Here is a 25,285-nt window from a genome sequence, read left to right as displayed (position 1 = left end):
CCGTTCAGTCAAGCGAGCGCAATGCTCACAGCCATGAAGATCAAATGTGGGAGCTGGCTTGCCTGCGAAAGCGTTAGTGCAGTGGCAGATGCTGTGACTGTCACACCGCCTTCGCGGGCAAGCCCGCTCCCACAGGGGATTCGCGCTTAACTGACTGGCATTGGGGTAAACCCCTCCCACATTTGATCGCGCCAACCTAATAAAAAATAAAGGTACCTTGCGATGCACAATCAGATTGCCAGCTTTCGCGCGGCACTCGACGCCCGTCCGGTGTCGCGCTACCAATGGTTGATTCTCCTGCTGCTGGCACTGCTACTGGTCACCGATGGCTACGACGCCCAGGTATTGGGCTATGTAGTGCCGGCGCTGGCTCAGGACTGGGGCCTGGAAAAATCCGCGTTTGGCCCCGTGTTCAGCGCCAACCTGCTGGGCCTCACCCTCGGCTCGCTGTTGGTGACGCCGCTGGCGGATCGGTTTGGCGTGCGACGTATCCTGCTGGCGTGTGTGCTGATCTACGCCAGCCTCACGGTGTTGATGGTGTTTGCCAACTCCCTGACCACGTTGATGGCGGCGCGGTTTATCTGCGGGATCGGCATGGGCGGTGCGATGCCCAGTGCCATGGCGTTGATGTCCGAATATTCGCCGCCACGCCTGCGTACCTTGATGGTGACCCTGGCTGCGTGCGGCTTTTCGTTCGGCGGCGCGGCGGGTGGCTTCGTGGCGGCGGGGTTTATCGACAGCTTTGGCTGGCAGGCGGTGTTCCTGGCCGGCGGTGTGACGCCGTTGCTGCTGTTCCCGTTCCTGGTGTGGCTGTTGCCCGAATCCTTGCCGCGCCTGTTGCGCGATGCGCCGCCCTATCTGCGTTTGCGCAGAGTCACGGCGCGGATGCTGCCCGACTGGCAGCCACCGCCCGCGACCGAAGCGGAAAACTTGAAGGAGCAAGGCAGCAAACTGACGGTAGTGGAGCTGTTTCGCAACGGCTACGCGCGCCCGACGCTGCTGATCTGGGCGACCTTTTTTGTCAGCCTGATCCTGCTGTATTTCATGATCAGTTGGTTGCCGTCGCTATTGCTCGAAAGCGGCCTGGCGTTGAACGAAGCCAACCTGGTCACCTCCATGTTCCTGTTCGCCGGCACCTTGGGCGCCATTCTCATGGCCTGGTTTGCCGACCGCCTGAAAAGCAAAGTGCGGTTGCTGTCCGGCGTGCTGGCGGCGGCAGCGTTGTGCACCATCCTGCTGGGCTTGAACCACGACAACCCACGCTACCTAGTGGCGTGCGTGTTTGCTGCCGGGTTCTGCATCATCGGCGGGCAACTGACCCTCAATGCCTTTGCGAGCAACTTCTACCCGGCGCACGTGCGCGCCACCGGTACGGGCTGGGCGTTGGGGGTGGGGCGGTTCGGGTCGATTCTGGGGCCGCTGTTTGGCAGCCTGCTGCTGGCGATGCATATACCGGTCGAGCAGATTTTCTTCTTCTGCGCGATTCCGGCGGTGATTGCGGCGTTGTTGATTATTCAAGTGCGGGCGCCGGGAGCTAACACGCTGCACAGCGACGTTCTCAAACCCTCACTGTAGGAGCGAGCTTGCTCGCGAAGCACGTCAACGATAACGCGGGCATCCTGGTTTAACGCGGTGCCCTTGCGTTCTTCGCGAGCAAGCTCGCTCCTACAGTTGGGGGTTGGGTCAGTGCATTACTGAATTGGGCGGCAGGTGCCCCAGCCGCTCGGTCAGGCGCAGACGCTGGATAGGGTCGTCGCTGAGCAGCAGCGCGTGTTCCAGGTCGAAGCGTTCGGCGCTGGGGCAGTCCAGGCGTTGATACAGGCTGGCCCGCGCCAGGTAGTCGGAGGCGCTGGCGTTGCCCAGTTCCAGTACGCGCTCGGCGTCCACCAGGGCGGCCAGTGGCTCGTCGTTGGCAAGGTAGAGTTGGCGCAGGTTGCGCGACAGCCGTTGCAGGATGGCCCGTGGCTCGGCGGTCAGCAGGTGGTCGGCCTGCAATTTCAGCTTCGACCCATATTGGCGCGCCAGCAACTCCCGGCAGTCGTTGGGGTACAGGCGCCGGCCGCCGCAAGGGTCCAACAGGTGATCGGCTCCCGGTACCCGCAGCAGGAAGTGCCCAGGGAAGTTCACGCCGACCATGGGGATATCCAGGCGCCGTGCCATCTCCAGTGCGATCAGGCCCATGGCCAAGGGTTGCCCGCGTTTGCGTTGCAGCACTTTGTCCAGCAGCGCGGCGGCGGGGCGCAACGGCGTATGGTCATCCTGGGCAAACCCCAGGTCATTCATGCGCCGCAGTAGCGGCTGGCCGAGTTCATCCGCCGGTAGCAAGGGCATGCCCAGGCTCACCTGTTGTTGTAGCGCACCAAGGTCGTGCAGGATCAACGCGGGCTGCACGCTGGCGTCATGCTCGGCAGCAATCCACAACGCGGCTTCAAACAGCGCGGGGGGTGAACGGTCCAGGCAGGCGAAAAAGGCTGTGCGGGGATTCATTGAGTTCTCCGGCGTATGCCCCCGTTTTAGCCTTGCTGCGAATTTTCGTCCAGCATCTTGAGAGATATCCCAAACTCTTATGTCGTAGATCCCACGAAAACGCGCGGCTTATTCCAGCGCAATCCAGCAGCTTTCTGCCGCAAGCCTATACTTGGCCCACTACCAGAAGTGATTCGGGAGCTCATTGATGTTTGCGCTCATGCACAGCACCCGCCTTGAATCGCTGCACCTGAGCGTTGATCCGGTGACCGGCTTGAAGGCGATCATCGCCATCCACAACAGTCGCCTGGGCCCAGCGTTGGGTGGCTGTCGTTACCTGGCTTACCCTAATGATGAAACCGCCGTGGCCGATGCCGCGCGCCTGGCGCAAGGCATGAGCTACAAAGCGGCACTGGCCGGGCTGCCGGTGGGCGGCGGCACGGCGGTGATCATCCGCCCCGTGCACGTGGAAAGCCGTGCGGCGCTGTTCGAGGCGTTTGGCCGTTGTGTGGAAAAACTCGACGGCCGCTTCATCACCTCGATCGACAGCGGTACCTCGGTTGCCGACATGGACTGCATCGCCCAGAACACTCGCTTTGTCACCAGCACCACCGCCGCCGGAGACCCTGCCCCTCATGCTGCCATGGGGGTGTTTGCCGGTATCCGCACTACCGCCATGGCGCGCCTGGGCAGCGACAACCTCGAGGGCCTGCGCGTCGCGGTGCAAGGCCTGGGGAATGTCGGTTATGCCCTGGCCGAACAATTGCACGCCGCCGGTGCCGAACTGCTGGTCAGCGATATCGACCACGGCAAGGTGCAACTGGCCATGGAGCAACTGGGCGCCCACCCGATTGCCAACGACGCCTTGCTCAGCACCCCCTGCGATATCCTCGCACCGTGCGGCGTCGGCGCCGTGTTCAACCGTAACAGCGTCGGCCAGTTGCGTTGCGCCGCCGTGGCGGGTGCGGCCAGCGCACAACTGACCAACCTGGACATCGCCGACCAATTGGAAGGCCGCGGCATCCTCTACGCGCCAGACTACGTGATCAACTCTGGCGGGCTGATCTACGTCGCCCTCAAACACGCCGGCACCGACCTGCCTGGCATCACCGCACACCTGTCGAACATCGGCAGCCGCCTGACCGAAATCTTTGCCCACGCCCAAGCCGAAAAACGCTCCCCCGCGCGGGTGGCCGATGAACTGGCCGAACGCTTGCTGTACAAATAGGCCAGGCATTAAAAAGGCCCTGAATCCATGATTCAGGGCCTGTTCAATTCGGGCTTTACTCGGCTGCCGGGTTCAGCAACTCGGACAGCGCGTCCGGTTGGCTCTTGAACGCCTTGGCAAATACATCACGGTTCTTCGCCATGTAAATCCCGGCTTCCTCCACCTGCTGCTCGCTCAACGACGGCACGGCTTTTTGCAACACCTCTGCCAGCAACTCAGCGAGTTCAAGCATCTTGTCATGACGGTCAGCTTCGGCTTTATCCATGAACAAACGCTCCAGATCTCGGCTGCTGCGGTATACCACTTCGACGGCCATTCACCACCTCACATGCCTTCACGATAGTTGTCTTTTGCGACTACTGTATTTATATACAGCGAAAAGGATAAGCCAAACGCTGGGGTTTGGGTAGTAGGTTTTTAATGTAGTTGGGAAATTGGGGTTTGCTACACCGGAAATTTCTGACAACTTGCCGGGGTTGCGCTGGAATTGTCCGGTGGCTTACCTTCTTCGGGCGCTGCATTTGCAGCGAGCGGGCTTGGCGGCCCACCAAGGAAGCGCAACGACCCCCTATGAGATTGCTGGGTTTTTACACGGCACTCTTGTTTTTATGGCGGGTTGCGCATGGACCCTTCGGGGTGCCGGGTTGTTCCTTACCGGTCCGCCAACCTTGTGCAATCCGTCACCCAATCTGCTTGGCGGCAGACGGTGATGGTTTCTTAACTAAGGAACTAGTCGATGAAGAAACACACACCCACCCCCCCGTCTACCGAGTCAGTGCTTTTCAGTGTCACTCCTGAAGCTGATACAGAAACCTTGCTGGCAAACGCCAGCGAAACCTTGAACAGCGCCCGTGAGATGGCCAGTACCCTGGCATTCGACCTTGATGGTCCACAGCGAAGCTTGGTCCTGGCGATTCATCAACTGATTGAAATGGGCGGTCTGCTGGTCGATCGAGCGCTGGAGCAAATTGCACCAGCTTGATGCCATGATCTGATCGTTCCCACGCCTGTGGGGACGGTCTAAAAAGTGATTGGTGAACACGGATTTTTTCTGTTACTCACTTCATCGCCGGGAGCACGACAGCGAAAACGCTAGCGACTAGACTCCTTTTACATCAACAACGGAGGCTTTTATGGACACTTCCTTTTCCTCAGGTATCCAAGCAGATATCGAAGAGCAGGCTGACAGCTACGACCGCTGGTTTCGCGCGAGAGTGCAGGCCGCTCTTGATGACCCAAGCCCTGGCATTCCTCACGACGAGGTGATGGCCGAGATGCAAGCGCTGATCGAATCTAAACTCAAGAAAGGCGATGCTGATTGAATGGCTGCCAGCAGCGCGGGTAGAACTCCGGCAAATTATTGAGTACCTCAGTCATCGTAATCCTGTAGCAGCGCTTGAGCTTAAGCGATCAATCGAAGCTTCAGTGCTTGCCCTCTCGCGCAGACCCCATCTTTACCGCCCCGGCAGAATCGGCGGAACACGAGAGATGGTGGTACATCCGAATTATCTGGTTGTATACAAAGTGACAGACAATATTCGGATTCTCTCGGTTTTACACGCACGCCAGCGATATCCTTGAAGTTTTCGTTTTTCGGATGAGCAAAAGATCTACTCTGCTCATCCTCCTGCGTGCCTCATGCTAGCCAGTCATCATCTCATGCCTGCCCTCTGGCCTTGTTTCTGCATACAGAACAACCGTCACGTCCAACCGGCATTATCCGGTCGAATCGACCTAAGGAAGCATCATCGTGAAAATCAACTGGGCCGAAAGGCTGCGCCAGCAAGTGCACGGGCTAGCCGAGTCCCTGGGCAATCTGTTTGTCGAGTCGTTCCATTACCTGGCGCTGTTCGCCATTGGTGCGGTGACCGCATGGGCGGCGGTGATGGAATTTCTGGGGATGCTGGAGAACGGGCACATCAAGATCGATGACATCTTGCTGCTGTTCATCTACCTGGAACTGGGTGCCATGGTCGGGATTTACTTCAAGACCAACCACATGCCGGTGCGCTTCCTGATCTACGTGGCGATTACCGCGCTCACGCGTTTGCTGATCTCCAACGTGTCTCATCACAACCCGCCGGATCTGGGCATCATCTACCTGTGCGGCGGGATTCTGCTGTTGGCGTTTGCGATCCTGGTGGTGCGCTATGCGTCGTCTGCCTTCCCTTCGGTGAAGGTCGAAAGCCCGCGTCGCAAGGGCGAGGCGAGCCTTGAGACCGAGAAAGGCGAGCTTTAAAGCCCCACGCTGAAGGGCAGGGTACGGGCGGGCGGTCGCTGCAGGAGTTTGTGGCTGTCGCCGTCCGTCATCAGCTCCAGGATTTCCACGGCGCTGTGGCCCTGTTCGATGGCGATGCCGAACTGGATGCTTTGCACCAGGCGCCTGAGGCGCTGCGGGTCGTTGCGTTGTTCGGCGCTGATCATGCGCTTGGCCACTACGCCAGTCTCGTCAGAGAGGGTGAGCATGATGCTGCCGTCCAGCCGTTGGATGCTCAGGTTGACGCGGTATTGGGGGCTGAACGTGTCGGTGATGATCTGAAAAGGATTGTCCATGGTGCGTTACCGCCTGATAAGAACATGCAGTCATTGACGGCCGGTGTCGGGATTAGTTCGCATCGCCTGACCACTGGCCAAATTCCGTTTTCCTCAAAAGCTCTACAGCAAAGGCCGTGCCGTACAGCGATTTACCCGGCACAGAAATCCAAATGTGGGAGCGGGCTTGCCTGCGATTGCGGTGTATCAGCCAATCAATAGTTGGCTGAATGATCGCTATCGCGGGCAAGCCCGCTCCCACATTGGATGTATGTCGTGAGCTAATTCAGGGCATTACGGAAAAAACGATCGCAGACAGCGCAATCAGCCCGATGACTACCACAAACACATTCGATGCCTGGCCTGAATACTGGCGCAAAGATGGCACGCGGCGAATTGCGTACATCGGCATCAGGAACAGCAGGCACGCGATGATCGGTCCGCCCATGGTTTCGATCATGCCCAGGATGCTCGGGTTGAAGGTGGCCACGGCCCAGCACGTCAGCACCATGAACAACGCGGTGCAGCGTTCCAGCCATTTCGCCGACATCGAACGGTTGCGCCCGCGCAGGGATTTGACGATCAAGCCTTGGAAGCCTTCGCTGGCACCAATGTAGTGGCCCAGGAAGGATTTGGTGATCGCCACCAGCGCGATCAACGGTGCGGCGTAGGCAATCACCGGCGTCTGGAAGTGGTTGGCCAGGTACGACAGGATCGAGATGTTCTGCGCCTTGGCAGCGGCCAGGTCCGCCGGTGACAGCGCCAGCACGCAGCTGAAGCAGAAGAACATCACGGTCAGCACCATCATGCCGTGGGCGGTGGCCAGGATGCCGCTGCTTTTGCGCTCGGCCTGGGCGCCGTAGACGCGCTTCTGGTCCACGGCAAAGGCGGAGATGATCGGCGAATGGTTGAACGAGAACACCATTACCGGGATCGCCAGCCACAACGTCTTGAAGAACAGCGGCAACGGCATGCCTTCGCTGGCGGAGGCGAAGAACGCGCCGTTCCAGTTGGGAATCAGGCTGAACGCCAGCAGCAGCAAGGCGGCCACGAAGGGGTACACCAGCACGCTCATGGCCTTGACGATCACGCCCTGGCCGCAACGCACGATGGCCATCAGGCCGAGGATCAGCACCAGCGACAGAATCGCCCGGGGCGGGGGCGCCATGTGCAATTGGTGCTCCATGAAACTGCCGAGGGTGTTGGTCAGCGCCACGCTGTACACCAGCAGGATCGGGAAGATCGCAAAGAAATACAGCAGGGTGATCAGCTTGCCGGCGCCGACACCAAAGTGTTCCTCGACCACTTCGGTGATGTCGCCGGATTTGCCTGACAGCACAAAGCGCGTCAGCCCACGGTGGGCGAAGAAGGTCATCGGAAATGCCAGCAATGCCAGCACGATCAGCGGCCAGAAGCCGCCTACGCCGGCATTGATCGGCAGGAACAGGGTGCCCGCGCCGATGGCGGTGCCATAGAGGCCGAGCATCCAGGTGGTGTCGTGTTTGGTCCAGCCGGTGGTTACTGTGCTTTCTCTGACATCGGGATTTTCGGCAGCAGGTGTACGTACATCAGTCATCGGTATTGCCTCGTTATTATTTTTGCGCGGGCTCACGTTGGGGCGGGTAGCAGTGCTCCGATCAGCACTCCACCCAGCTGACCGCCAGGCCGCCCCGTGAAGTTTCTTTGTATTTGTCATGCATATCGGCGCCGGTATCGCGCATGGTGCGGATGACCCGGTCGAGGGAGATGAAGTGTTTGCCGTCGCCGCGCAGGGCCATCTGCGTGGCGTTGATCGCCTTGACCGCCGCAATGGCATTGCGCTCGATGCAGGGCACCTGTACCAGGCCACCGACCGGGTCGCAGGTCAGGCCGAGGTTGTGTTCCAGGCCGATTTCGGCGGCGTTTTCCAGTTGCTCCGGGGTGGCACCGAGGATATCGGCCAGGCCGGCAGCGGCCATGGCGCAGGCCGAGCCCACCTCGCCCTGGCAGCCGACTTCGGCGCCGGAGATGGAGGCGTTTTTCTTGCAGAGGATGCCGACGGCAGCGGCGGCCAGGAAGAAATTGACCACGTCGTCGTCAGACGCGTCGGCGTTGAATTTCATGTAGTAATGCAGCACTGCCGGGATAATTCCGGCCGCGCCATTGGTCGGGGCGGTGACCATGCGTCCGCCGGCGGCGTTTTCTTCGTTGACGGCGAGGGCGAACAGGTTGACCCATTCCATCGCCGACAAGGTCGAGGTGATCACGTTGGGCTTGCCGATTTCCAACAGGCTGCGGTGCAGCTTCGCGGCGCGACGGGGTACATCCAGGCCACCGGGCAGGATGCCTTCATCGCGCAGGCCCTGTTCCACGCACTCGCGCATCACCGACCAGATATGCAGCAGGCCGCTGCGGATTTCTTCGTCGCTGCGCCACGCCCGTTCGTTGGCCATCATCAGTTCGGATACCCGCAGGCCGTGCTTGTTGCACAAGGCCAGCAGTTCCACCGCACTGGAAAAATCATAGGGCAATTGCACATCGCTGGTGGGCGCAATGCCTGATGCAGCTTCGGCGGCTTCGATGATGAAACCACCGCCCACCGAGTAATAGGTTTGTTCGCTCAGCAGGCCGCTGTCGCCATAGGCGTGCAAGGACATGGCGTTGGGGTGGTACGGCAGGCTTTCGTCCAGCAGCAGCAAGTCGGTGTGCCAGTTGAAAGCAATTGCGTGAGAGCCCGCCAGCAGCAATTGGCCGGACTCGCGCAGTTGCTGGATACGCGCATTGATCGAGGTGGGGTCGACGCGGTCTGGCCATTCACCCATCAAGCCCATGACACAGGCGCGGTCGGTGGCATGGCCGACACCGGTAGCGGACAGCGAGCCATACAGGCGCACTTCGACGCGACGGGTTTGGCTGAGCACATGCTGGTCGGTCAGGGCTTGGGCGAACGTCGCGGCAGCGCGCATCGGGCCGACGGTGTGGGAACTGGATGGGCCGATGCCCACCTTGAATAGATCGAAAACACTGATAGCCATGCTAAAGCCTTACAAGCAATGGAGTAGAAATCGCTGCCATGTTTTGTAGAGCAGGCGGAATTGGCGCGATACTGAGCCTCTGGCTCGGCACTGACCAACGAATTATCCTAAGACACCCTTTAGCAGGACTAAACACTATGACTCGCCCCCTCCACGGCCAGACCTATGTCTGGTTGCATGTGTTTTCCTGCGCCGCACGGCATCTGTCGTTCACCCGCTGCGCCGAAGAACTGCACATCACGCCCGGAGCGGTGAGCCAGCAAATTCGCCAACTGGAGGAGCGCCTGGGCTTTCGACTGTTTCATCGGCGTGCGCGAGGCGTTGAACTCAGCGCCGAGGGGCAGCGCCTGGCGGCCGTGGTGGGGGAGGCTTATGGCAGCATTGATGCCGAACTGCAGCGCCTGGACGCCGGGATGATCAGCGGCACCTTGCGCCTGCGTTCGATCCCCTCGTTTCTGGGCAAGTGGCTGACCCCGCGTCTGCCACGTTTTCAGCAGCGTTTTCCGGACATTCAACTGCGCATGGTCGCCGAAGACAGCAGCATCGCCCTGCATGAAGGCGACTTCGACCTGGCCATCGACCTGAACGACGGCAGCTACCCTGGGTTGTTATCCACAGCCCTGTTGGATGAACAGATATTCCCGGTGTGCGCCCCCAGCCTGTTGCGTGGCCGCCCGCCCTTGCATGGCCCGGCGGATTTGGCGCATTTCCCGCTGCTGCACGACATCACGGCCTGGCGTGGGAGTTATGAATATGCCGAGTGGGAGTTTTACCTCAATGCCATCGGCTACCACGGTGCCGACGTACGGCGCGGGCACACCTTCAACCGCAACCACTTGACCATCGAAGCCGCCATTGCCGGCATGGGCGTAGCGATTGCGCGGCGCACCTTGCTGAACGATGAGCTGGAGCGCGGCACCCTGATCGTGCCGTTCGGCCTGGCGGTGCCCAACCATAAACGCTATGTACTGCTGTATGCGCCGGGCGCGTTGAACCATCCGGGCGTGCGTGCGGTGCATGATTGGCTGGTGGAGGAAGCGGGGATTTTTCGCAGCTTGCACCCGTTGGGAGAGGAGCAATTGTGAGGAAAACAGGACGTAAGAAGTTGTAACTAACTCCCCACCCTACCAGCGTTTTTGCTCGTCGTCAGGGTTAATTTGTAATGTAGGATTTATCTTTGCAAAGGGGTTGAAATGTTTCAGCAGGTGCTCAATTGTGTAATCAAGAGGTCATGGTTTCACCACCCCGGTGTTGCAGTTTGTGACCTCTGGCGAGCTAGCTGAAATAAGGGAAGAACTATGCAAATCCAAGTCAATAGCGATAACCATATTGAAAGCAGCATCCGACTGGAGGAGTGGGTACGTACTACCATTGAGAGCACGCTCGAACGCTACGAAGAAGACCTGACCCGTGTAGAGGTCTACCTGCGAGACGAGAACGGCGACAAGCCCGGCCCTCACGATTTGAGTTGCCGTCTGGAAGCACGGCCAAAGGGCCATCAACCAGTTTCCGTGTGCCATAAAGCCGATACGCTGGAGCAAGCGATCGATGGCGCCGCAGTCAAGCTCGACCACGCACTGGAACATCTGTTTGGCAAACTGCAAGGCAAGCCGCGCGCTGCCGGTAAAAACCAGCCAATCAACAAAGTGAACGAAGACGCTTTGGAAGAGGAATTCCTGGAAAACGAAAACGCTGCTATTAACGGCTGATTGTTTTTTTATTCCCCCACTGAAAACGGGCCTGCACATGCAGGCCCGTTTTTCGTTCAGCGCTCACGCCGGAAGAAATGCCGGCTCAGCATCGCCAGCCCGCAGGCGCCCAACCCCGCAAACAACATGGCCCAGCCGGCGCCGCTGCGCAGCGCTGTTTGCGCATCCTGAACGGTCAGCCCCGGCGCATCCAGCTTGCCGGCGGCAATATGCTGGCTGAGTCTTGTCCACTCCAGTGTTGTGCTGTCAGGCAGCACGTGGGCCAGGTTGTGGCTGATCCCCAACAACAGCACCAGGCCCATCAGCGCGATATTGAGCGCGAGGGTGATCAGCCGTGCGCTGAAGTCGATGCCCGAGGCCATGCCTGCGCGGTCATTCGAGACGGAGCCGGTGGTGGTGTTGGTGGTCGGCGAATTGGTCAACGCCAGCCCGATACCGGCGATCACGCAACTGAGCAGCACCAGCGCGGTGCTGGGTTGTCCGGCGTAATTAACGGCGGCCATCCCCATGAACCCTGCGCCCATTGTCCCCAGGCCCAAGGGAATGATGCGTTCGGCGCCAAAGCGCAGGGCCAGGCGTTCGGCCAGCGGCGGCACCAGCAAAGTGGGCAAGGTATAGGCGAGCAGGGCGGCGCCGGTGGTCAGCGTGTCGTAACCCAGGCCTGCCTGGAAGTACAACGGCAGGTAAATCATGAACGGCCAGAAGCTGAAGTTCATGCCGATCGAGCCCATCAACGCGCCATTGAAGCGTTGGATGCGGAACACCGAGAAGTCGAACATCGAATGGGCGCTGCGCCGCTCAATCAAGATAAACAGCAGCAGCCCGAAGACCGCCAGGCCGGCCCAGCCGAGCATCGCCGGGGCGCCAAAGCCGATTTCGCTGCCCTGGGTGATGAAATAAACCAGCGCAAACACCGTGAGTGTCATGGTCAGCATGCCGGCGATGTCGAGGCGATGGTTGGCCGGGTCGCGGGATTCCTGCACGCTGATGTGCAACAACGCCAAGGTGAACAGGGTCAGCGGTACATGCACCAGGAACACCCAGCGCCAGTCCGCCACGGCCAGGATCAAGGCTCCCACCATCGGTCCGAAACCCAGGCCCACGCCAGCGATCACGCCCCATATCGCAAAGGCCCGCGCACGCGTTGCCGGTTCGCGGAACTGATGGGACAAGATCGCGAACTGGCAAATCATCATGGCCCCGGCCCCAATGCCCTGGACGAACCGCGCCGCGATCAGTGTCGGCGCATCGTTGGCCAAGCCACAGGCCAGTGAGGCCAGGGCGAATACCCACAGACACACCACCAGCACACGCCGACGACCGAAGCGATCCGCCAGGGTCCCCGCCGCCATCAGCACGCTGGTGCAGGCCAGGGTGTAGGCATTCATGATCCATTGGGCGTCTTGAAAGCCCGTGCCCAGTTCCTGTTCCAGCGTCGGCAGGATGACCGGCACGCTGGAGATTTCCAGGCCGAACATCAGGGCCACCAGGCAGACGGCGGTGAGGGCCAGGCCGTTCCTGGCGGTGCGCGGGGGAGTGAGGGCCGAGAGTGCGGCGGCGCGGGACATACGACATTCCTTTCGAAAGCGGGAGAGGCTATTCTCTCGGGAATCAGGTTCTTTATTGGCGATAACTTTTCCTTAGACAAGGGAATACAAGGCGACAATTAAGCATGGCTACCCCACGTTTTGATGGTGTCGAACTCTTTCTGCAGATTGTTGAAAGCGGCAACCTCACCGAAGCCGCCGAGCGCCTGAACCTCACGCGTTCAGCGGTGGGCAAGGGCCTGGCGCGTCTGGAAGCGCGTTTGGGCACTTGCCTGTTACAGCGTTCCACCCGGCGCCAGCGGTTGACTGAGGATGGCCAGGCGTACTACGAGCATTGCTTGCGCGCATTGGCGGAGCTGGAAGCGGCAGAGTCCGTGCTGGAAAGCGGCCGTCAGCAACCCCGCGGGCGTTTGCGAGTGAGCGTGCCCCTGGCGTTTGGTCATCACTATGCCGCGCCGGCGTTATGGGCTTTGCTGGATCGTTATCCGGAACTGGAAATCGACATTTGTTTTTCCGACCGCATGATCGACTTGGTGCAGGAAGGCTTCGATATGGCCGTGCGCATCGGCCCGTTGCCGGACACCGACCGCCTGAGTGCCCGCCGCTTGGGTCAGCAGGCCATGGGGCTGGCGGCGTCACCGGCGTATTTGCAGCGCAAGGGTGCTATTGGCAGTATCGAAGACCTGGCCGCTCATCGTGGCATTGCCTACCGCAGCAACACCGCGCAGCGCTCGCGCCTGGCTTCGCCCTTGATCGTGGACGACCTCCAGGCGGTAGCCGATGCCGCTATCGCGGGCGTAGGCCTGGCCTGGTTGCCGAGTTGGTTGATTGCCCACTATGCGCTGCGCGGGCAGTTGCAGGCCGTGCTGCCCAGCTACCGTGAGCAACCTGCGCCGATCCATGTGATCTGGCCGACGGCGGCGCATATGCCGGCCAAGACGCGGTGTGCCATTGACGCGTTGGTGGCCGCCACCCCGAGTTGCCTGGCGGGTAGCTAGCCCCATTCAATCCTAAACACACCGACAATCAACTGTGGGAGGTGTTGCAGTCTGCAGATTGCAGTCAGAACGCGATAGAGGTTTGCACATACACCGTGCGCGGCTCACCCACGTACTTGCCCTTGTTGTTGTCGTCGAACGAGCGGGTGTAGTACTGCTTGTTGAAGATGTTCTTCACCCCCACCGCCACATTCAGATCCGACAACTGCGGGCCGAAGTCATAGGCTGCGCGGCTGCTGAACAGCATGTAGCCGGGGATGCGTCCATTGGCACCGTCGGCGCTTTCGGCCTGGGTGTTGGCGTTGTCGGCGAACTGGCTGCTCTGGTAGCTGCTGTCCACATTCAGCTTCCACGGGCCTTCGGTGTAACCCACGCCCAGGGTGCCTTTGTGCTTGGACGAGAAGGGCACGCGGTTGCCTTTGTTCGGCCCGTCTTCGCGGATGGTCGCGTCCACATAGGCGTAAGTGGCGTACACATCGAAACCGGCCAGCGCCGGGCTAAGGCCGTCGAGCGCATAGTTGATGCTCGACTCGATGCCCTGGTGACGGGTTTCACCGCGGGCGATCACCGTGTCGTTGGTCTGGTTGCTGTCGTACTGGTTGTCGAAGTTAATCAGGAACGCGCCGATTTCTGCACGCAGATTGCCGTTGTCATAGCGCGTGCCGAGTTCCCACGTGCGGGCTTTTTCCGGTTTCACTTCGCCGCTGTTCACGCGGTTGGGCATCTGGCTGTACTGCACGCTGCCGAACGAGCCTTCGGTGTTGGCGTAGAGATTCCAGTCATCGGTGAGGTGATAGAGCACGTTCAGCGCCGGCAGTGCGGTGTTGTAGTCGCCCTTGTATTTGACGTTGCTCAGGTTGTTGGTCTGCTGGGACTCGATCATCTCGTAGCGTACGCCCGGAGTGATGGTCCACTTGCCGATATCAATGCGGTCGTCGATAAAGAACGCGTTGGCCTCGGTGCCGCCACGGGTGTCGCGGTCGTTGCGACTGTTGGTGGTGGGGATTTGCTGGTTGGCGGCAATCGGCGTGCGATAGCGCAACTCGTGACCGGCTTCATTGATATAGCGGTAGCCGACGCCCACTTCGTGGCTGGTGGGGCCAAGGTCGAAGCCTTGGGCGAAACGGGTTTCCAGGCCGCGTACCCAGTATTCGCGTGGCGACAGCGACAGGAAACTGCCCTGGTCCAGGTAACCGCTGCGCAGGGTCTTGGTGAAGAAGCTGTTGACCGTGAATTCGCGGCGGTCCTGCTCGTAGCGGTAGCCGACGTTGAACATCGTGCGGCGGCCCCAGAACTTGTCGTAGGGCCGAGTGGACTGATACGGGTCGGCCTTGTAGTCCTTGACGTTCAAACCACCGGGCATGTCGGCCTGGCCTTCGTAGTACTGTGCCATGGCGTTGAAGCTGTTGGCGTCGTCCAGTTGGTATTTGCCCTTGAGGATCAGGTCATCGATGCGCGTGTTGCTGTTTTCGCGCCAGTCGCCGCCGCGGGTGCCGGAGTACAGCAGCGCACCCCCCAAGCCATTGTCGGCAGTGCCGCCGGCCAGCAAGTTGCCGGTGGTCTTGAAGCCGTCGTGGCTGGAGGAGGGGCTGGTCTCGGTCTGCAAGCCGCCCTTGACCGTGGGCGCATCCGGGATGGCACGGGTGACGAAGTTGACGATGCCACCGACGTTTTGCGGGCCATAGCGCACCGCACCGCCGCCGCGTACCACGTCCACCGCGTCCATATTGCCCATGCTGATCGGCGCAAAGGAGAGTTGCGGCTGGCCGTAAGGCGCGAAGGGCACCGGGATGCCATCCATCAGCACGGTGGAGCGCGACGCCAGGCGCGGGTTGAGCCCGCGAATGCCGAAGTTCAGCGCCATGTCGTGGCTACCGGTGCCGTTGTTGTCCGGGGCGTTGACGCCAGGGATACGGTTGAGCACATCGCGAGCCTGAGTGGCGCCCTGGCGTTCGAATTCTTCGCGGCGGATCACATCACGGGCGCCGGGGTGCTCGAACACATTGGTTTGCGCCGCGTCACCGAGCCAGTCGCCGACCACGTTGGAGGTCTGCAGCTCCAGGGTCGCAGGGGCGCCAGCCGGTTGCAGGCTGTAAGCGTTGTCACCCTCGGCGCGGGCTTGCAGGCCGGTGCCTTCCAGTAGTTTTTGCAAGCCCTCGGCAGCGCTGTAGCTGCCCGACAACCCAGGGCTTTGCATCCCGGCCGTCACGGCGGAACCGAAGGACACCAACACGCCGGCTTCGCGACCGAATTGATTCAGGGCCGCTTCCAGGGTAGTAGGTGCGATGTGGTACGCCTTGGCGTCGGCTGCCATCACCGCCGGCAGTGTGGTCAGGCTGAGGCTGGCACCGAGCAGGAGTTGGCGCAGTGTACGGGCGAGAAGCGTCGGGTGCTGGGGCATGAAGGGCGGTCCTGAGAAGGAAGGATCAAGGTGGCTTTCCTTCTCTGTCACGCCAGGTGCGGAAAACGGCTCACACAAAAGTAAAATAAATTCAGACCCGTGCCTGCACGGTCACCCAATAACGCGTAAAGCGCCGCACTTTCACCGGCAGGCTGATTTCCAGTAGGTCGAGGATGCGTTCGCTGTCGTCCAGCGGGTAGCTGCCGGACAGCAGCAGGTTGGCGACGTGTGGATCGCAATGGAGCTGGCCGCGACGGTAGCGTCCCAGTTCATTGAGGAAGTCTTCGAGGCGCATGTGTGCGGCCACCAGCATGCCGTCGGCCCAGGCGCCGCTGTTGGCGTCGGTGGGGCGTGGGGTGTCCCAGCCTTTGCGGGTGAAATTGACCTGGTGCGCGGCATCGACCCTCAGCGCCAAGCCGTTGTAGCGGTTGGGCATCACCTCGACCTGGCCGGCCAGTACCGCCAGTTGGGTGTGGTCGTTGAACTGGCGCACAGTCAAGCGCGCAGCCTGGCTGCTGAGCAGGCCCTGGCCGGTCAGCACGTGCAACGGCGTCTGGCCTGCACGGGCGGTGAGCAGGATTTCACCTTCAAGCAAGCGCACCAGGCGCTGTTGGCCGTCGAAATGCACATCCACCGCGCTGCCGGTGTTGAGCTGCAACTGGCTGCCGTCGGCCAGTTGTACTGTGCGGCGCTGGCCCACCGGGCTGCGATAGTCAGCCGTCAGCGGCGGCAGGATATGTTGCTGGCGCAGGCTCCAGGCGGCGGCCGAACCGGCACCCACAATCAACAGTAATTTAAGCGCCTGACGCCGGCTGCGGGAGGTAGGCGCGTTCAACGCCGCGTGGGCCAGGGGGGAGGGCACGCCGCGCAGGCGTTGGTTGACGCTCTGGATCTGCTCCCACGCGCGTTGGTGTTCGCTGTGGGCATTCAACCATTGCTGCCAGGCCGCCTGCTGGCGTGGGTTGAGCGTGCCTTGCTGCATTTCCAGCAACCAGTGCACGGCTTGTTCGGCGACTTGGCTGGAGACATTCATAGGGCGAAGTAGCAGCGCATGGCCGCTTTGGTCAGGTGGCGTTTGACGGTGGCGATGGAGATGCCCAGTTGCGCGCCGATTTGCGCGTAGGTCAGGCCGTCGAGTTGGGCCAGCAGGAAAGCGCGTTTGACCTGCTTGGGCAAGCCGTCGAGCAGTTGGTCCAGTTCCAGCAGGGTTTGCAGGATGATTGCGCGGTCTTCTTCCGACGGTGCCACGTGTTCGGGCATCTGAGCCAAGGCCTCGAGGTAGGCGCGCTCCAGGTCCTGGCGGCGGTAGAAGTTGAACAGCACGCGCTTGGCCACGGTGGTGAGGAAGGCGCGCGGCTCGATCAGCGTTGGCGCTTCCCGGGCACTGAGCACGCGGATAAAGGTGTCCTGAGCCAGGTCGGCGGCGTTTTCCGGGCAGCCGAGCTTGCGTCGCAACCAGCCGGTGAGCCAGTGGTGATGGTCGTTGTACAACACTTCGACGGGGTTGGACGGCTGCAACGCGATCACTCCGCAAGCATTCGACATGCTTTAGAGAACAAGAATTGTTCGCATTGTAGGGCGCATGACAAGGTTCGGCAATCGGCCAAGGCAGGTGATTCATCCGTTCTCTTTTGCTTATGAGAATATTTATCATTAATATTGCGCGCTGATGAACCAGGCGCCTGCCGCATGAAAAGCAAAACCTCATTGCCCGTTTCCTACCGCCTCGCCGTCACCTCGCGCGTGCTGGCGGCGGTGATTGGCGGTTATCTGATGGCCTCCCTGGCCGCCATCTGCCTGGCGCTCTGGCTGCCCACCTCCCGTGCCGATGCGGTGGTCACCGGCATGATGAGTTCCTTTGTGTTCTACCTGCTGGCGGTGCTCTGGTGTTTTGCCTGCCGCACGGCATGGCGCGCCTGGGCAGGGGTGATGGTGCCGAGCGCACTCTTGGCCACCCTGGCCGGCATCGGTTTCTGGATGGCTCGCACATGAAAGAGGGCTTTCGCCAGGCCATGGCCTGGCTGCACACCTGGGCAGGCTTGATCTTCGGCTGGCTGCTGTTCGCGATTTTCCTGACCGGCACCCTGGCCTATTTCAAAGATGAAATAACCCACTGGATGCAGCCAGAAGTGCAGGCCCATCCCCTGGACGATGGGCGCAGCCTCGCCGTCGCGCAAAACTACCTGCAACAGCAGGCGCCTTCCGCCGCACGCTGGTTCATTACCTTGCCGAACCGCCGCGACCCCGGTTTGTCGGTGATGTGGCAAGACAAGCTCGAACCCGGCAAGCGCGGTACCTTCATCCAGAAAGTCCTCGACCCCGTCACCGGCCAACCGGTGCAGGCCCGCGACAGCAAGGGCGGCGAGTTCTTCTATCGTTTCCACTTCCAACTGCAAATGCCTTACCCGTGGGGCCGCTGGCTGTCGACCATCGCCGCCATGGTGATGTTGGTCGCACTGATCACCGGCATCATCACCCATAAAAAAATCTTCAAGGACTTCTTCACCTTCCGCCCGCGCAAAGGCCAGCGCTCCTGGCTCGACGGGCACAACGCGGTGGGTGTGCTGGTGCTGCCGTTTCACCTGATGATCACCTACAGCAGCCTGGTGATTTTCATGAGCATGGTCATGCCTGCGCCCATCGTGGCGTCCTATGGCGACGACAGCCGGGCGTTTTTCAGTGAGCTGTTCCCCGCTACTGACAATGCGCCGGCCCTCGGCCAGCCGGGCAAACTGCTGCCGTTGATGCCGATGTACCAGCAGGCGCGGGAACAGTGGGCGGGCGGGCATGTGGGGCGTGTGGCGGTCAACAACCCCGGCGATGTCAACGCCTCGGTCAATGTGTCTCGCGCCGGCTCCGACAGCGTAGTGCATGCCTCCGGCAGTACCCTGTCGTTCAACGGCACCACCGGCGAGCTGTTGCGAGGCAGTGCCGAGCCGTCATTGGCGACGGCCATCGGTGGCAGTTTCTACGGTTTGCACATGGGCCATTTCGCCGGCCCGGTGCTGCGCTGGCTGTACTTTATCTGCGGCCTGGCGGGTACGGCGATGATAGGCACAGGCTTGGTGATCTGGCTGGGCAAGCGCCAGCTCAAGCATGCCAAGGCCTCGGTGAAGCCCTTTGAACTGCGGTTGGTAGAAGTGCTGAATATTGCCAGCATGTCTGGCTTGATGATCGCCATCGCGGCGTTTTTCTGGGCTAACCGCCTGCTGCCGGTGAGCTTCACCGCGCGTTCCGACTGGGAAGTGCAGGCGTTCTTTATCGCCTGGGCCCTGAGCCTGTTGCACGCCTTGCTGCGGCGCGGTCGCCAGGGCTGGGTCGAGCAACTGAGCTTCGGCGCGCTGTTGTTTGCCGCCATTCCATTGCTCAACGCCATCACCACCTCGCATCACTTGGGTGTCTCTGTGCCAAGCGGCGACTGGGCGATGGCCGGCTTCGACCTCACCTGCCTGGCCAGTGGCGCGTTCCTCGCCTGGGCAGCCTGGAAGATGCACCACCGCAGCGCGCCGCTACCCAAGGCTGAGCGTGCCCGCGGGTTAACACTCAAGCAGCAGGCCAACTGATGCTTCTAGCGCTATTGATGTGCTACGCCGGGTTCATGGCACTGTGCTTGTCCACCGACCGTCACCACGGCGAATTGCTGCACAGCAAACCCACAGCCATTCGGCGCCTGGGGTTGCGGGTGGGCGGTTGGTTGTTGCTGGGCGTGTCGATCTGGCCGTCGGTGCTGGGCGCCGGTTGGAGTCAGGGCCTGGTGGAGTGGTGCGCGGTGTTGATGCTCAGCGCCTTGCTGCTGGTGTTGCTGTTGCCGTATCGGCCAAGGCTGGCCTTGATCCTGGCGGGGCTCGCCCTGTTGGCCAGCCCTGTTGCGGCGTTCGCTCTCTCTTGAGCCGGCCATGAGGAGCCATCGACCGCAATCTCCTCAGGACACTCCGCACGCGGATGCAGCGGGGGGACGCGCGCATTTCCTGCAGGTGTTTTTGTCCCAGCGCTCGCAAATGGAGGCGTTGGTCAGCCGCCGTGTGGGTTGCCGCGCCACGGCAGCCGACCTGGTGCAGGATTTGTTCCTGCGCTTCTGGCGTCGCCCGCTGGTGCAGGTCGAAGAATTGAGCACCTACCTGCTGCGCTGCGCCGGCAACATCGCCATCGACCACCTGCGCAGCGAAGGCGCGCGAGCACGCAGCAGCGAAGGCTGGCTGCCGGAACAATCTGACCACCAAGGCTGCGAACCCCAGGCAGCGTTGGAGGCGGGCAATGATCTGCGCCATGTGGAAGCCGCCTTGCGCAGCTTGCCCGAGCGCACCCGCCAGATTTTCCTGCTTAACCGCATCCACGGCCGCAAGTACGCCGAAATCGCCAAGGCCATGGGCCTGTCCCAAAGCGCCGTGGAAAAACATATGATGCGCGCCCTCGAAGCCTGCAAGGCCAGCCTTCGCGAACCACCGCCTCCACGCATGCCAGGGAAAGCCCCGTGAACGTCACGCCCACGCCCGCCCAGGAACAGGCCGCACTCGATTGGTTGTGCCTGCTGCATGACCAGCCTAGCAGCGGCGACCAGGCCACGTTCAGCCGCTGGTTACGTGCAGATCCCGCACACGTTGAGGCGTACTCCCAAGCCCAGGTGCTCTGGGAATTAAGCGAAGTACCGGCGCGCCAACTGGCCGATGAGGACGCGCTCGCCTTGCAGCGCTACCTCAATACGATCAACGCCTCCAAACGCTCCCGGGTAGCGCGTTGGTCTGGTGCCTTGGCCGTCGCCGCCTGCCTGCTGCTGATGGTGTCGATGGGCGCCGGTTGGCAGCCGTCACGCTGGGTCGATGAGTGGGGCGCCGATTATGTGACGGCGCCGGGTGAGGTAAAGACCTTCACCCTGGCCGATCAATCCAAGGTCACCCTCGACGCCGACAGCGCCATCTCTGTAGATTTCAGCCAGGGCGAACGGCACATCCAACTGCGCCGTGGTGCAGGTTTTTTCAATGTGACCCACACCGGCCAACCCTTCGTGGTGGAGGCGAGCGGCGGTGAAACGCGGGTAATGGGAACGCAGTTTGAAGTGCGCCTGCAACCTGAGGGCGCCGAGGTCACTGTGCTGTCCGGCCGTGTGGGCGTGACGCCCTCCAAACAGGGCCAGCAACAGGTGCTGACAGCGGGCCAGCAAGTGGCCTATGCCGACGGTATTGCCGACCCTTTGCATGGGGTCGACAGCGCCTCACGCCTGGCTTGGCGCGAAGGTTGGCTCAACTACTACAGGGCACCCCTGGCCGATGTGGTCCAGGACCTGAGGCGTTATTACCCCGGCCGAATTCTTCTGCTTAACGAAAACATGGCCGCCAAACGCGTCAGCGGCAGCTTTCCGAGCCAGGACCCTGTAGCGGTCTTGAACGCCTTGCAAGCGGTGTTGGGCTTTGAACAGCACAGCCTGTTGGGCCGCATGATTGTGGTGCGCTAGGCCCGCAGCGCCTTCATCGAACCTTCATCGCAATCGCCACAACCTGTCACCAAACGGTTACACGTGCCGTGGATCATCCCTGGGTTCCTGAACAAGTGGTCAGGAAGCTCGCATCTGCCCCATACAACACAACAATGTCAGTAAGGGATCTACACGTGAACCACAACACTCTTTATGCCCTGCTCCTCGCATCGGGCCTGGGCGGCTTTGCGCCGCTGGTTTTGGCCGAGGATGCCCAGGATGTAGGCTCGGTGAACATCGCCGGCAAGCAAACCCTTGGCAGCGGCCACATGATTCTCGAAGAAAGTGCCAAGGCACGCTCGACGGTGACCAAGCAAGCCATGGACGAAATGTCGGCCACCGCCAACGCCATCGACAAGCTCAAGTACACGCCGGGCATCAACGTTTCCAGTGATGACGCCAGCGGCACCAGTGGCACCAGTTTTACCATGCGGGGCATGAGTTCCGACCAGGTCGGCGTCTCGGTGGACGGCGTGCCGATCAACGATTCGGGCAACTACAGTGTGTACTCCAATCAGTTAGGCGACCCGGAAAACCTGGCCGAAGTGTTCGCCACCCAAGGTTCCTCCGAGGCCGACGGCCCGCACATCGGCTCCAGCGGCGGCAACATTGGCATGATCACCATCCGCCCGACCAAGGACGCCGGAGTTTTCGCCAAACAGATCGTCGGTGCCAACGCCCTGCGCAAGACCTTCGTGCGAGCGAACACCGGGGATGTGGGGGGCCTGAAAACCTGGGTGTCGGCATCCCACCTGGAAGGTGACAAATGGCGCGGCAAGGGCACTCTGCGCAGCGACAAGATCGAGTGGAGCAGCCTGTTCGAAGGGGATAACGGCAACTCCACATTGGCCACGATCAAGTACAACAAGCAGGAAAACTACAACTACAACAGCCTTAGCAAGGCGCAGTTCGACACCGAAGGACGGCGTAAGGATTACGCGCAAAGCCCGGTGTACAAGGCTGGTTTGCTGTCGGCGTCCTACAAGCTCAACCGCAACCCGTTCGAAAGCGTCAACGCCACGCTGACCCAGCGCTGGCAACTGCAGGACAATTTGTCGCTGACGCTCACGCCGTATTACTACTGGGCCAACGGTGGCAGCTTCAGCGGCCAGACGGCTTCCAACCTGGGGCCAAAGTCCGACAAGGCCGGCAACTACGACCTGAGTAACCTGCAATCGGCCAACTATTACCGCCCTTCGTGGACCGAAACCTGGCGCCCTGGCTTCACGGCGAAAATGAAGTGGGACATCAACGAAGAACACAGCCTGGACTATGGCTACTGGTACGAACGCGCACGCCAGCGCCAGACCCAGCCCTTTATCGGCATTAACAACGAAGGTGCCCCCGACGATGTGTGGGGCGACTACAACAGCGGCGGCCAGGTGGTCGACAAAAACGGCGCTACGGTCCAGGGCCGCCACTACTACACCGTCACTCCCGCGCAGAAGCTCTGGGTACAGGACAACTGGCAAGCCACACCGGACCTGAGTTTTGTTGGCGGCGTGGCCTATCAATATGTCGAGCGTGACGGCAACAACCTCGGCAGCCTGTACGACACACCGGAGAAGCGTAACACCCGCTACCACCAGTTCCTGCCCAACTTCAGCGCCAAGTACCAGGTCGATGAAAGCAACCAGGCGTTCTACAACGTCACCCGCAATATGCGCACGCCGCCCAACTACGTGCTGTACAACAAGGGCGACTCCGTCAGCCTCAAGTCCGAGTTGAGCTGGAACCAGGAACTGGGCTGGCGCTACACCGAAGACGATATGGCCTTGAGTGCGACCCTGTTCTACATCAGCTTCAAGGATCGCCAGGTCTCGACCACCGACGCCAGCGGTGACTACATGGTGCTCAACGTCGGCACTGTCGATAACAAAGGCCTGGAGCTGGAATGGAGCGGCCTGTTGCCGCACAACTTCAATTACTACGCGTCCTATACCTACACCCAGTCTGAGCAGAAGGACGATCTGCTCAGCAAGAACGTGCTGCTACCAACCTCGGGCAAGCAATTGGCCAACGTGCCGGAAAACATGTTCAACCTGGTGTTCGGGTATGACGATTCGCGGTTCTACGGCAACATTGCAGGCAAATATGTCGGCAGTTTCTATGGCGATTTGACCAACAAGGAGAAGATCGAAGGCCGTACGGTGTTTGACCTGAACGCGGGTATTTATTTGCCGGTGGATAAGAAGGTCATCAAGTCGGCGGCACTGCGGTTTTCGATGCTCAACGTGTTCGACAAGGAGTACTTGAGCTCGGCGCGTACGGTGGCGTTCAACTCGGCGCCGGTGAACGGGTTGGGGGCGAGCACGGCGTATTACAACGTGGGTGAGGAGCGCACGGCGATGGTGTCGCTGGAAGCCAACTTCTAAGGTCACCACACAACCCAATGTGCAGAGCTGACGTGTGTGGGAGCTGGCTTGCCTGCGATAGCGGTGTATCAGTCACAGGTATTGACCCTGTTACACCGCCATCGCAGGCAAGCCAGCTCCCACATTTGATTGCGTGTTACTTCAATGCGGCCATGATTGCTTCGGGGTCGTAGTCGCGAATCAAGGTGCCGTTCACGTCCACAAACGGAATCCCGCCACCGCCCAGTGCCTCGTACGCCTTGCGCGCCTGGGCGTCCTGCTCGATATCGACGGCCCGGTACGGGATACCCTTCTGGTCGAGAAAACGCCGGATCTGCTTGCAGTACCCACACCACTCGGTGGCATAGAGCACCACCCGCGCCGAGGCGCGTACGTGCTCGGGCGCCACCTGGGACGGGTTGAACAGCCGCTCCACCTTGCCCCAGTTCTGGATCGCAACCACCACCAGCAGCACCAGCAGGACTTTCTTGAGTACCCCGCCCAGCATCAGTTACGGCGCTTGAGCTGGTCGGTCAGTTGGGTCGGCAGGCCCTTGATGATCAAGGTGCCGGCGGCTTCGTCGTACTCGATCTTGTCGCCCAGCAGGTGCGCTTCAAAGCTGATGGACAGGCCCTCGGCGCGCCCGGTGAAGCGGCGGAACTGGTTGAGGGTGCGTTTGTCGGCCGGAATTTCCGGCGACAGGCCGTAATCCTTGTTGCGGATGTGGTCGTAGAAGGCTTTTGGCCGGTCTTCATCGATCAGGCCCGAGAGCTCTTCCAGGCCCATGGGTTCGCCGAGCTTCGCCTGGCTGCTGGCGTAGTCCACCAGGGTCTTGGTTTTCTCGCGGGCGGACTCGTCGGGCAAGTCTTCGCTTTCGACGAAGTCACTGAACGCCTTGAGCAGGGTGCGGGTTTCGCCCGGGCCATCCACGCCTTCCTGGCAGCCGATAAAGTCGCGGAAGTACTCCGAGACCTTCTTGCCGTTCTTGCCTTTGATGAAGGAGATGTACTGCTTGGACTGCTTGTTGTTCTGCCACTCGGAGACGTTGATACGCGCCGCCAGGTGCAACTGGCCCAGGTCCAGGTGGCGCGAGGGCGTCACGTCCAGCTCATCGGTCACCGCCACGCCTTCGCTGTGGTGCAGCAGGGCGATGGCCAGGTAGTCGGTCATGCCTTGCTGGTAATGGGCAAACAGCACATGGCCGCCGGTGGAGAGGTTGGATTCCTCCATCAGCTTCTGCAGGTGCTCTACCGCCGTGCGGCTGAAGCTGGTGAAGTCCTGGCCACCGTCAAAGTACTCCTTCAACCAACCGCTGAACGGGTGCGCGCCGGACTCGGCATGGAAGAAACCCCAGGCCTTGCCTTGTTTGGCGTTGTAGCTCTCGTTGAGGTCGGCAAGCATGTTCTCGATGGCGGCGGACTCGGCCAGTTCCGTGTCGCGGGCGTGAAGAACTGCGGGTGTGCCGTCGGGTTTTTTGTCGATCAGGTGGACGATGCAATGACGGATCGGCATAGGCTTCTCGGCTGGTTGAAGGGGGAGCGGTTGGCCTCCCCGAAAAGTCGCCCA

Annotated in this window: 26 protein-coding genes; 15 read left to right on the top strand and 11 right to left on the bottom strand. The window is 61.0% G+C overall.

What is annotated here, in order from left to right; translation table 11 throughout:
• Nucleotides 1-222 precede the first annotated feature (222 nt).
• Nucleotides 223-1,575, top strand: coding sequence for an aromatic acid/H+ symport family MFS transporter (locus MHH62_RS10725; protein WP_339232933.1), 1,353 nt, complete (start codon nucleotides 223-225; stop codon nucleotides 1,573-1,575).
• A 108-nt stretch (nucleotides 1,576-1,683) separates the two neighbouring features.
• Here MHH62_RS10725 and MHH62_RS10720 read toward each other — a convergent pair whose 3' ends face one another.
• Nucleotides 1,684-2,487 carry a transglutaminase family protein gene (locus tag MHH62_RS10720; protein ID WP_339232931.1) on the bottom strand — a complete coding sequence of 268 codons (804 nt, stop codon included), beginning with the start codon at nucleotides 2,485-2,487 and terminating at the stop codon, nucleotides 1,684-1,686.
• 187 nt (nucleotides 2,488-2,674) lie between these two features.
• Between MHH62_RS10720 and MHH62_RS10715 the strand changes: the two genes are divergently transcribed.
• Nucleotides 2,675-3,694 carry a Glu/Leu/Phe/Val dehydrogenase dimerization domain-containing protein gene (locus MHH62_RS10715; protein WP_014717048.1) on the top strand — a complete coding sequence of 340 codons (1,020 nt, stop codon included), beginning with the start codon at nucleotides 2,675-2,677 and terminating at the stop codon, nucleotides 3,692-3,694.
• Between the two features lie 55 nt (nucleotides 3,695-3,749).
• On the opposite strand, the gene MHH62_RS10710 is transcribed toward MHH62_RS10715, so the two are convergent.
• A complete protein-coding gene (locus tag MHH62_RS10710; protein ID WP_003188807.1) occupies nucleotides 3,750-4,010 on the bottom strand; it encodes a YebG family protein in 261 nt (86 codons plus the stop codon).
• Between the two features lie 420 nt (nucleotides 4,011-4,430).
• Here MHH62_RS10710 and MHH62_RS10705 point away from each other — a divergent pair, with 420 nt between their 5' ends.
• From MHH62_RS10705 to MHH62_RS10690, 4 genes are all read left to right on the top strand, one after another.
• Nucleotides 4,431-4,676 (top strand): DUF6124 family protein, encoded by a 246-nt coding sequence (locus MHH62_RS10705; RefSeq protein ID WP_014717049.1) that lies wholly within the window; start codon nucleotides 4,431-4,433, stop codon nucleotides 4,674-4,676.
• Between the two features lie 151 nt (nucleotides 4,677-4,827).
• Nucleotides 4,828-5,016 carry a hypothetical protein gene (locus MHH62_RS10700; RefSeq protein ID WP_014717050.1) on the top strand — a complete coding sequence of 63 codons (189 nt, stop codon included), beginning with the start codon at nucleotides 4,828-4,830 and terminating at the stop codon, nucleotides 5,014-5,016.
• Nucleotides 5,006-5,275 carry a type II toxin-antitoxin system RelE/ParE family toxin gene (locus MHH62_RS10695; protein WP_014717051.1) on the top strand — a complete coding sequence of 90 codons (270 nt, stop codon included), beginning with the start codon at nucleotides 5,006-5,008 and terminating at the stop codon, nucleotides 5,273-5,275. Before MHH62_RS10700 ends, MHH62_RS10695 begins: the two co-directional genes overlap by 11 nt.
• Nucleotides 5,276-5,444: 169 nt before the next feature.
• The gene (locus MHH62_RS10690; RefSeq protein WP_014717052.1) at nucleotides 5,445-5,933 is read left to right on the top strand and encodes a phosphate-starvation-inducible PsiE family protein; all 489 of its coding nucleotides are present in this window, start codon (nucleotides 5,445-5,447) and stop codon (nucleotides 5,931-5,933) included.
• Here MHH62_RS10690 and MHH62_RS10685 read toward each other — a convergent pair.
• The 3 genes from MHH62_RS10685 to MHH62_RS10675 form a co-directional block, all read right to left on the bottom strand.
• Nucleotides 5,930-6,247, bottom strand: a complete 318-nt coding sequence (locus MHH62_RS10685; RefSeq protein ID WP_034128674.1) for a DUF3509 domain-containing protein — start codon at nucleotides 6,245-6,247, stop codon at nucleotides 5,930-5,932. The genes MHH62_RS10690 and MHH62_RS10685 overlap by 4 nt on opposite strands.
• Nucleotides 6,248-6,512: 265 nt before the next feature.
• Nucleotides 6,513-7,802: a serine/threonine transporter gene (locus MHH62_RS10680; RefSeq protein WP_003188811.1), complete on the bottom strand. Its 1,290-nt coding sequence runs from the start codon at nucleotides 7,800-7,802 to the stop codon at nucleotides 6,513-6,515.
• A gap of 61 nt (nucleotides 7,803-7,863) precedes the next feature.
• Nucleotides 7,864-9,240, bottom strand: a complete 1,377-nt coding sequence (locus MHH62_RS10675; RefSeq protein WP_103452160.1) for an L-serine ammonia-lyase — start codon at nucleotides 9,238-9,240, stop codon at nucleotides 7,864-7,866.
• Between the two features lie 137 nt (nucleotides 9,241-9,377).
• On the opposite strand from MHH62_RS10675, the gene MHH62_RS10670 reads away from it, so the two are divergent.
• Together MHH62_RS10670 and MHH62_RS10665 are read left to right on the top strand one after the other, a co-directional pair.
• Entirely contained in the window at nucleotides 9,378-10,325 is a 948-nt protein-coding gene (locus tag MHH62_RS10670) for a LysR substrate-binding domain-containing protein (protein WP_014717056.1), read from the top strand.
• 213 nt (nucleotides 10,326-10,538) lie between these two features.
• Nucleotides 10,539-10,949 (top strand): HPF/RaiA family ribosome-associated protein, encoded by a 411-nt coding sequence (locus MHH62_RS10665; RefSeq protein WP_003188815.1) that lies wholly within the window; start codon nucleotides 10,539-10,541, stop codon nucleotides 10,947-10,949.
• Nucleotides 10,950-11,005: 56 nt separating this feature from the next.
• Here the strand turns inward: MHH62_RS10665 and MHH62_RS10660 are convergent, their stop codons facing one another.
• Entirely contained in the window at nucleotides 11,006-12,517 is a 1,512-nt protein-coding gene (locus tag MHH62_RS10660; RefSeq protein WP_339232929.1) for an MFS transporter, read from the bottom strand.
• 104 nt (nucleotides 12,518-12,621) lie between these two features.
• Here MHH62_RS10660 and MHH62_RS10655 point away from each other — a divergent pair, with 104 nt between their 5' ends.
• Entirely contained in the window at nucleotides 12,622-13,494 is an 873-nt protein-coding gene (locus MHH62_RS10655; protein WP_019817650.1) for a LysR family transcriptional regulator, read from the top strand.
• Nucleotides 13,495-13,558: 64 nt separating this feature from the next.
• On the opposite strand, the gene fecA is transcribed toward MHH62_RS10655, so the two are convergent.
• The 3 genes from fecA to MHH62_RS10640 form a co-directional block, all read right to left on the bottom strand.
• The gene (gene fecA, locus MHH62_RS10650) at nucleotides 13,559-15,895 is read right to left on the bottom strand and encodes a TonB-dependent Fe(3+) dicitrate receptor FecA (protein ID WP_339232928.1); all 2,337 of its coding nucleotides are present in this window, start codon (nucleotides 15,893-15,895) and stop codon (nucleotides 13,559-13,561) included.
• Between the two features lie 91 nt (nucleotides 15,896-15,986).
• Nucleotides 15,987-16,928 (bottom strand): FecR domain-containing protein, encoded by a 942-nt coding sequence (locus MHH62_RS10645; RefSeq protein WP_058409890.1) that lies wholly within the window; start codon nucleotides 16,926-16,928, stop codon nucleotides 15,987-15,989.
• Nucleotides 16,925-17,413: a sigma-70 family RNA polymerase sigma factor gene (locus MHH62_RS10640; protein WP_014717061.1), complete on the bottom strand. Its 489-nt coding sequence runs from the start codon at nucleotides 17,411-17,413 to the stop codon at nucleotides 16,925-16,927. The genes MHH62_RS10645 and MHH62_RS10640 overlap by 4 nt, the downstream gene beginning before the upstream one ends.
• 171 nt (nucleotides 17,414-17,584) lie before the next feature.
• On the opposite strand from MHH62_RS10640, the gene MHH62_RS10635 reads away from it, so the two are divergent.
• The 6 genes from MHH62_RS10635 (at nucleotide 17,585) to MHH62_RS10610 (ending at nucleotide 23,740) form a co-directional block, all read left to right on the top strand.
• Complete coding sequence (locus MHH62_RS10635) at nucleotides 17,585-17,887, top strand: DUF3649 domain-containing protein (protein WP_014717062.1); 303 nt, start codon at nucleotides 17,585-17,587, stop codon at nucleotides 17,885-17,887.
• Nucleotides 17,884-19,458, top strand: a complete 1,575-nt coding sequence (locus MHH62_RS10630) for a PepSY-associated TM helix domain-containing protein (RefSeq protein ID WP_198833003.1) — start codon at nucleotides 17,884-17,886, stop codon at nucleotides 19,456-19,458. The genes MHH62_RS10635 and MHH62_RS10630 overlap by 4 nt, the downstream gene beginning before the upstream one ends.
• Nucleotides 19,458-19,784, top strand: coding sequence for a DUF3325 domain-containing protein (locus MHH62_RS10625; RefSeq protein ID WP_019817655.1), 327 nt, complete (start codon nucleotides 19,458-19,460; stop codon nucleotides 19,782-19,784). Before MHH62_RS10630 ends, MHH62_RS10625 begins: the two co-directional genes overlap by 1 nt.
• A gap of 7 nt (nucleotides 19,785-19,791) precedes the next feature.
• On the top strand, nucleotides 19,792-20,370 hold the full coding sequence (locus MHH62_RS10620) for an RNA polymerase sigma factor (protein ID WP_014717065.1): 579 nt from the start codon (nucleotides 19,792-19,794) through the stop codon (nucleotides 20,368-20,370).
• Nucleotides 20,367-21,344, top strand: a complete 978-nt coding sequence (locus MHH62_RS10615) for a FecR family protein (RefSeq protein WP_339232925.1) — start codon at nucleotides 20,367-20,369, stop codon at nucleotides 21,342-21,344. The genes MHH62_RS10620 and MHH62_RS10615 overlap by 4 nt, the downstream gene beginning before the upstream one ends.
• Nucleotides 21,345-21,499: 155 nt before the next feature.
• The gene (locus MHH62_RS10610; RefSeq protein WP_155717077.1) at nucleotides 21,500-23,740 is read left to right on the top strand and encodes a TonB-dependent receptor; all 2,241 of its coding nucleotides are present in this window, start codon (nucleotides 21,500-21,502) and stop codon (nucleotides 23,738-23,740) included.
• A gap of 136 nt (nucleotides 23,741-23,876) precedes the next feature.
• On the opposite strand, the gene MHH62_RS10605 is transcribed toward MHH62_RS10610, so the two are convergent.
• Both MHH62_RS10605 and yejK read right to left on the bottom strand, forming a co-directional pair.
• Nucleotides 23,877-24,227: a glutaredoxin family protein gene (locus tag MHH62_RS10605; RefSeq protein WP_072434230.1), complete on the bottom strand. Its 351-nt coding sequence runs from the start codon at nucleotides 24,225-24,227 to the stop codon at nucleotides 23,877-23,879.
• Complete coding sequence (gene yejK, locus MHH62_RS10600) at nucleotides 24,227-25,231, bottom strand: nucleoid-associated protein YejK (protein ID WP_014717069.1); 1,005 nt, start codon at nucleotides 25,229-25,231, stop codon at nucleotides 24,227-24,229. Before yejK ends, MHH62_RS10605 begins: the two co-directional genes overlap by 1 nt.
• Nucleotides 25,232-25,285 lie beyond the last annotated feature (54 nt).

The sequence above is a fragment of the Pseudomonas sp. FSL L8-0168 genome (assembly GCF_037976155.1).
In the GTDB taxonomy this organism is placed as follows: domain Bacteria; phylum Pseudomonadota; class Gammaproteobacteria; order Pseudomonadales; family Pseudomonadaceae; genus Aquipseudomonas; species Aquipseudomonas paracarnis.
The sequence above is the reverse complement of the archived record's forward strand: the minus strand, read 5'-3'. Positions and strand labels throughout refer to the sequence as shown.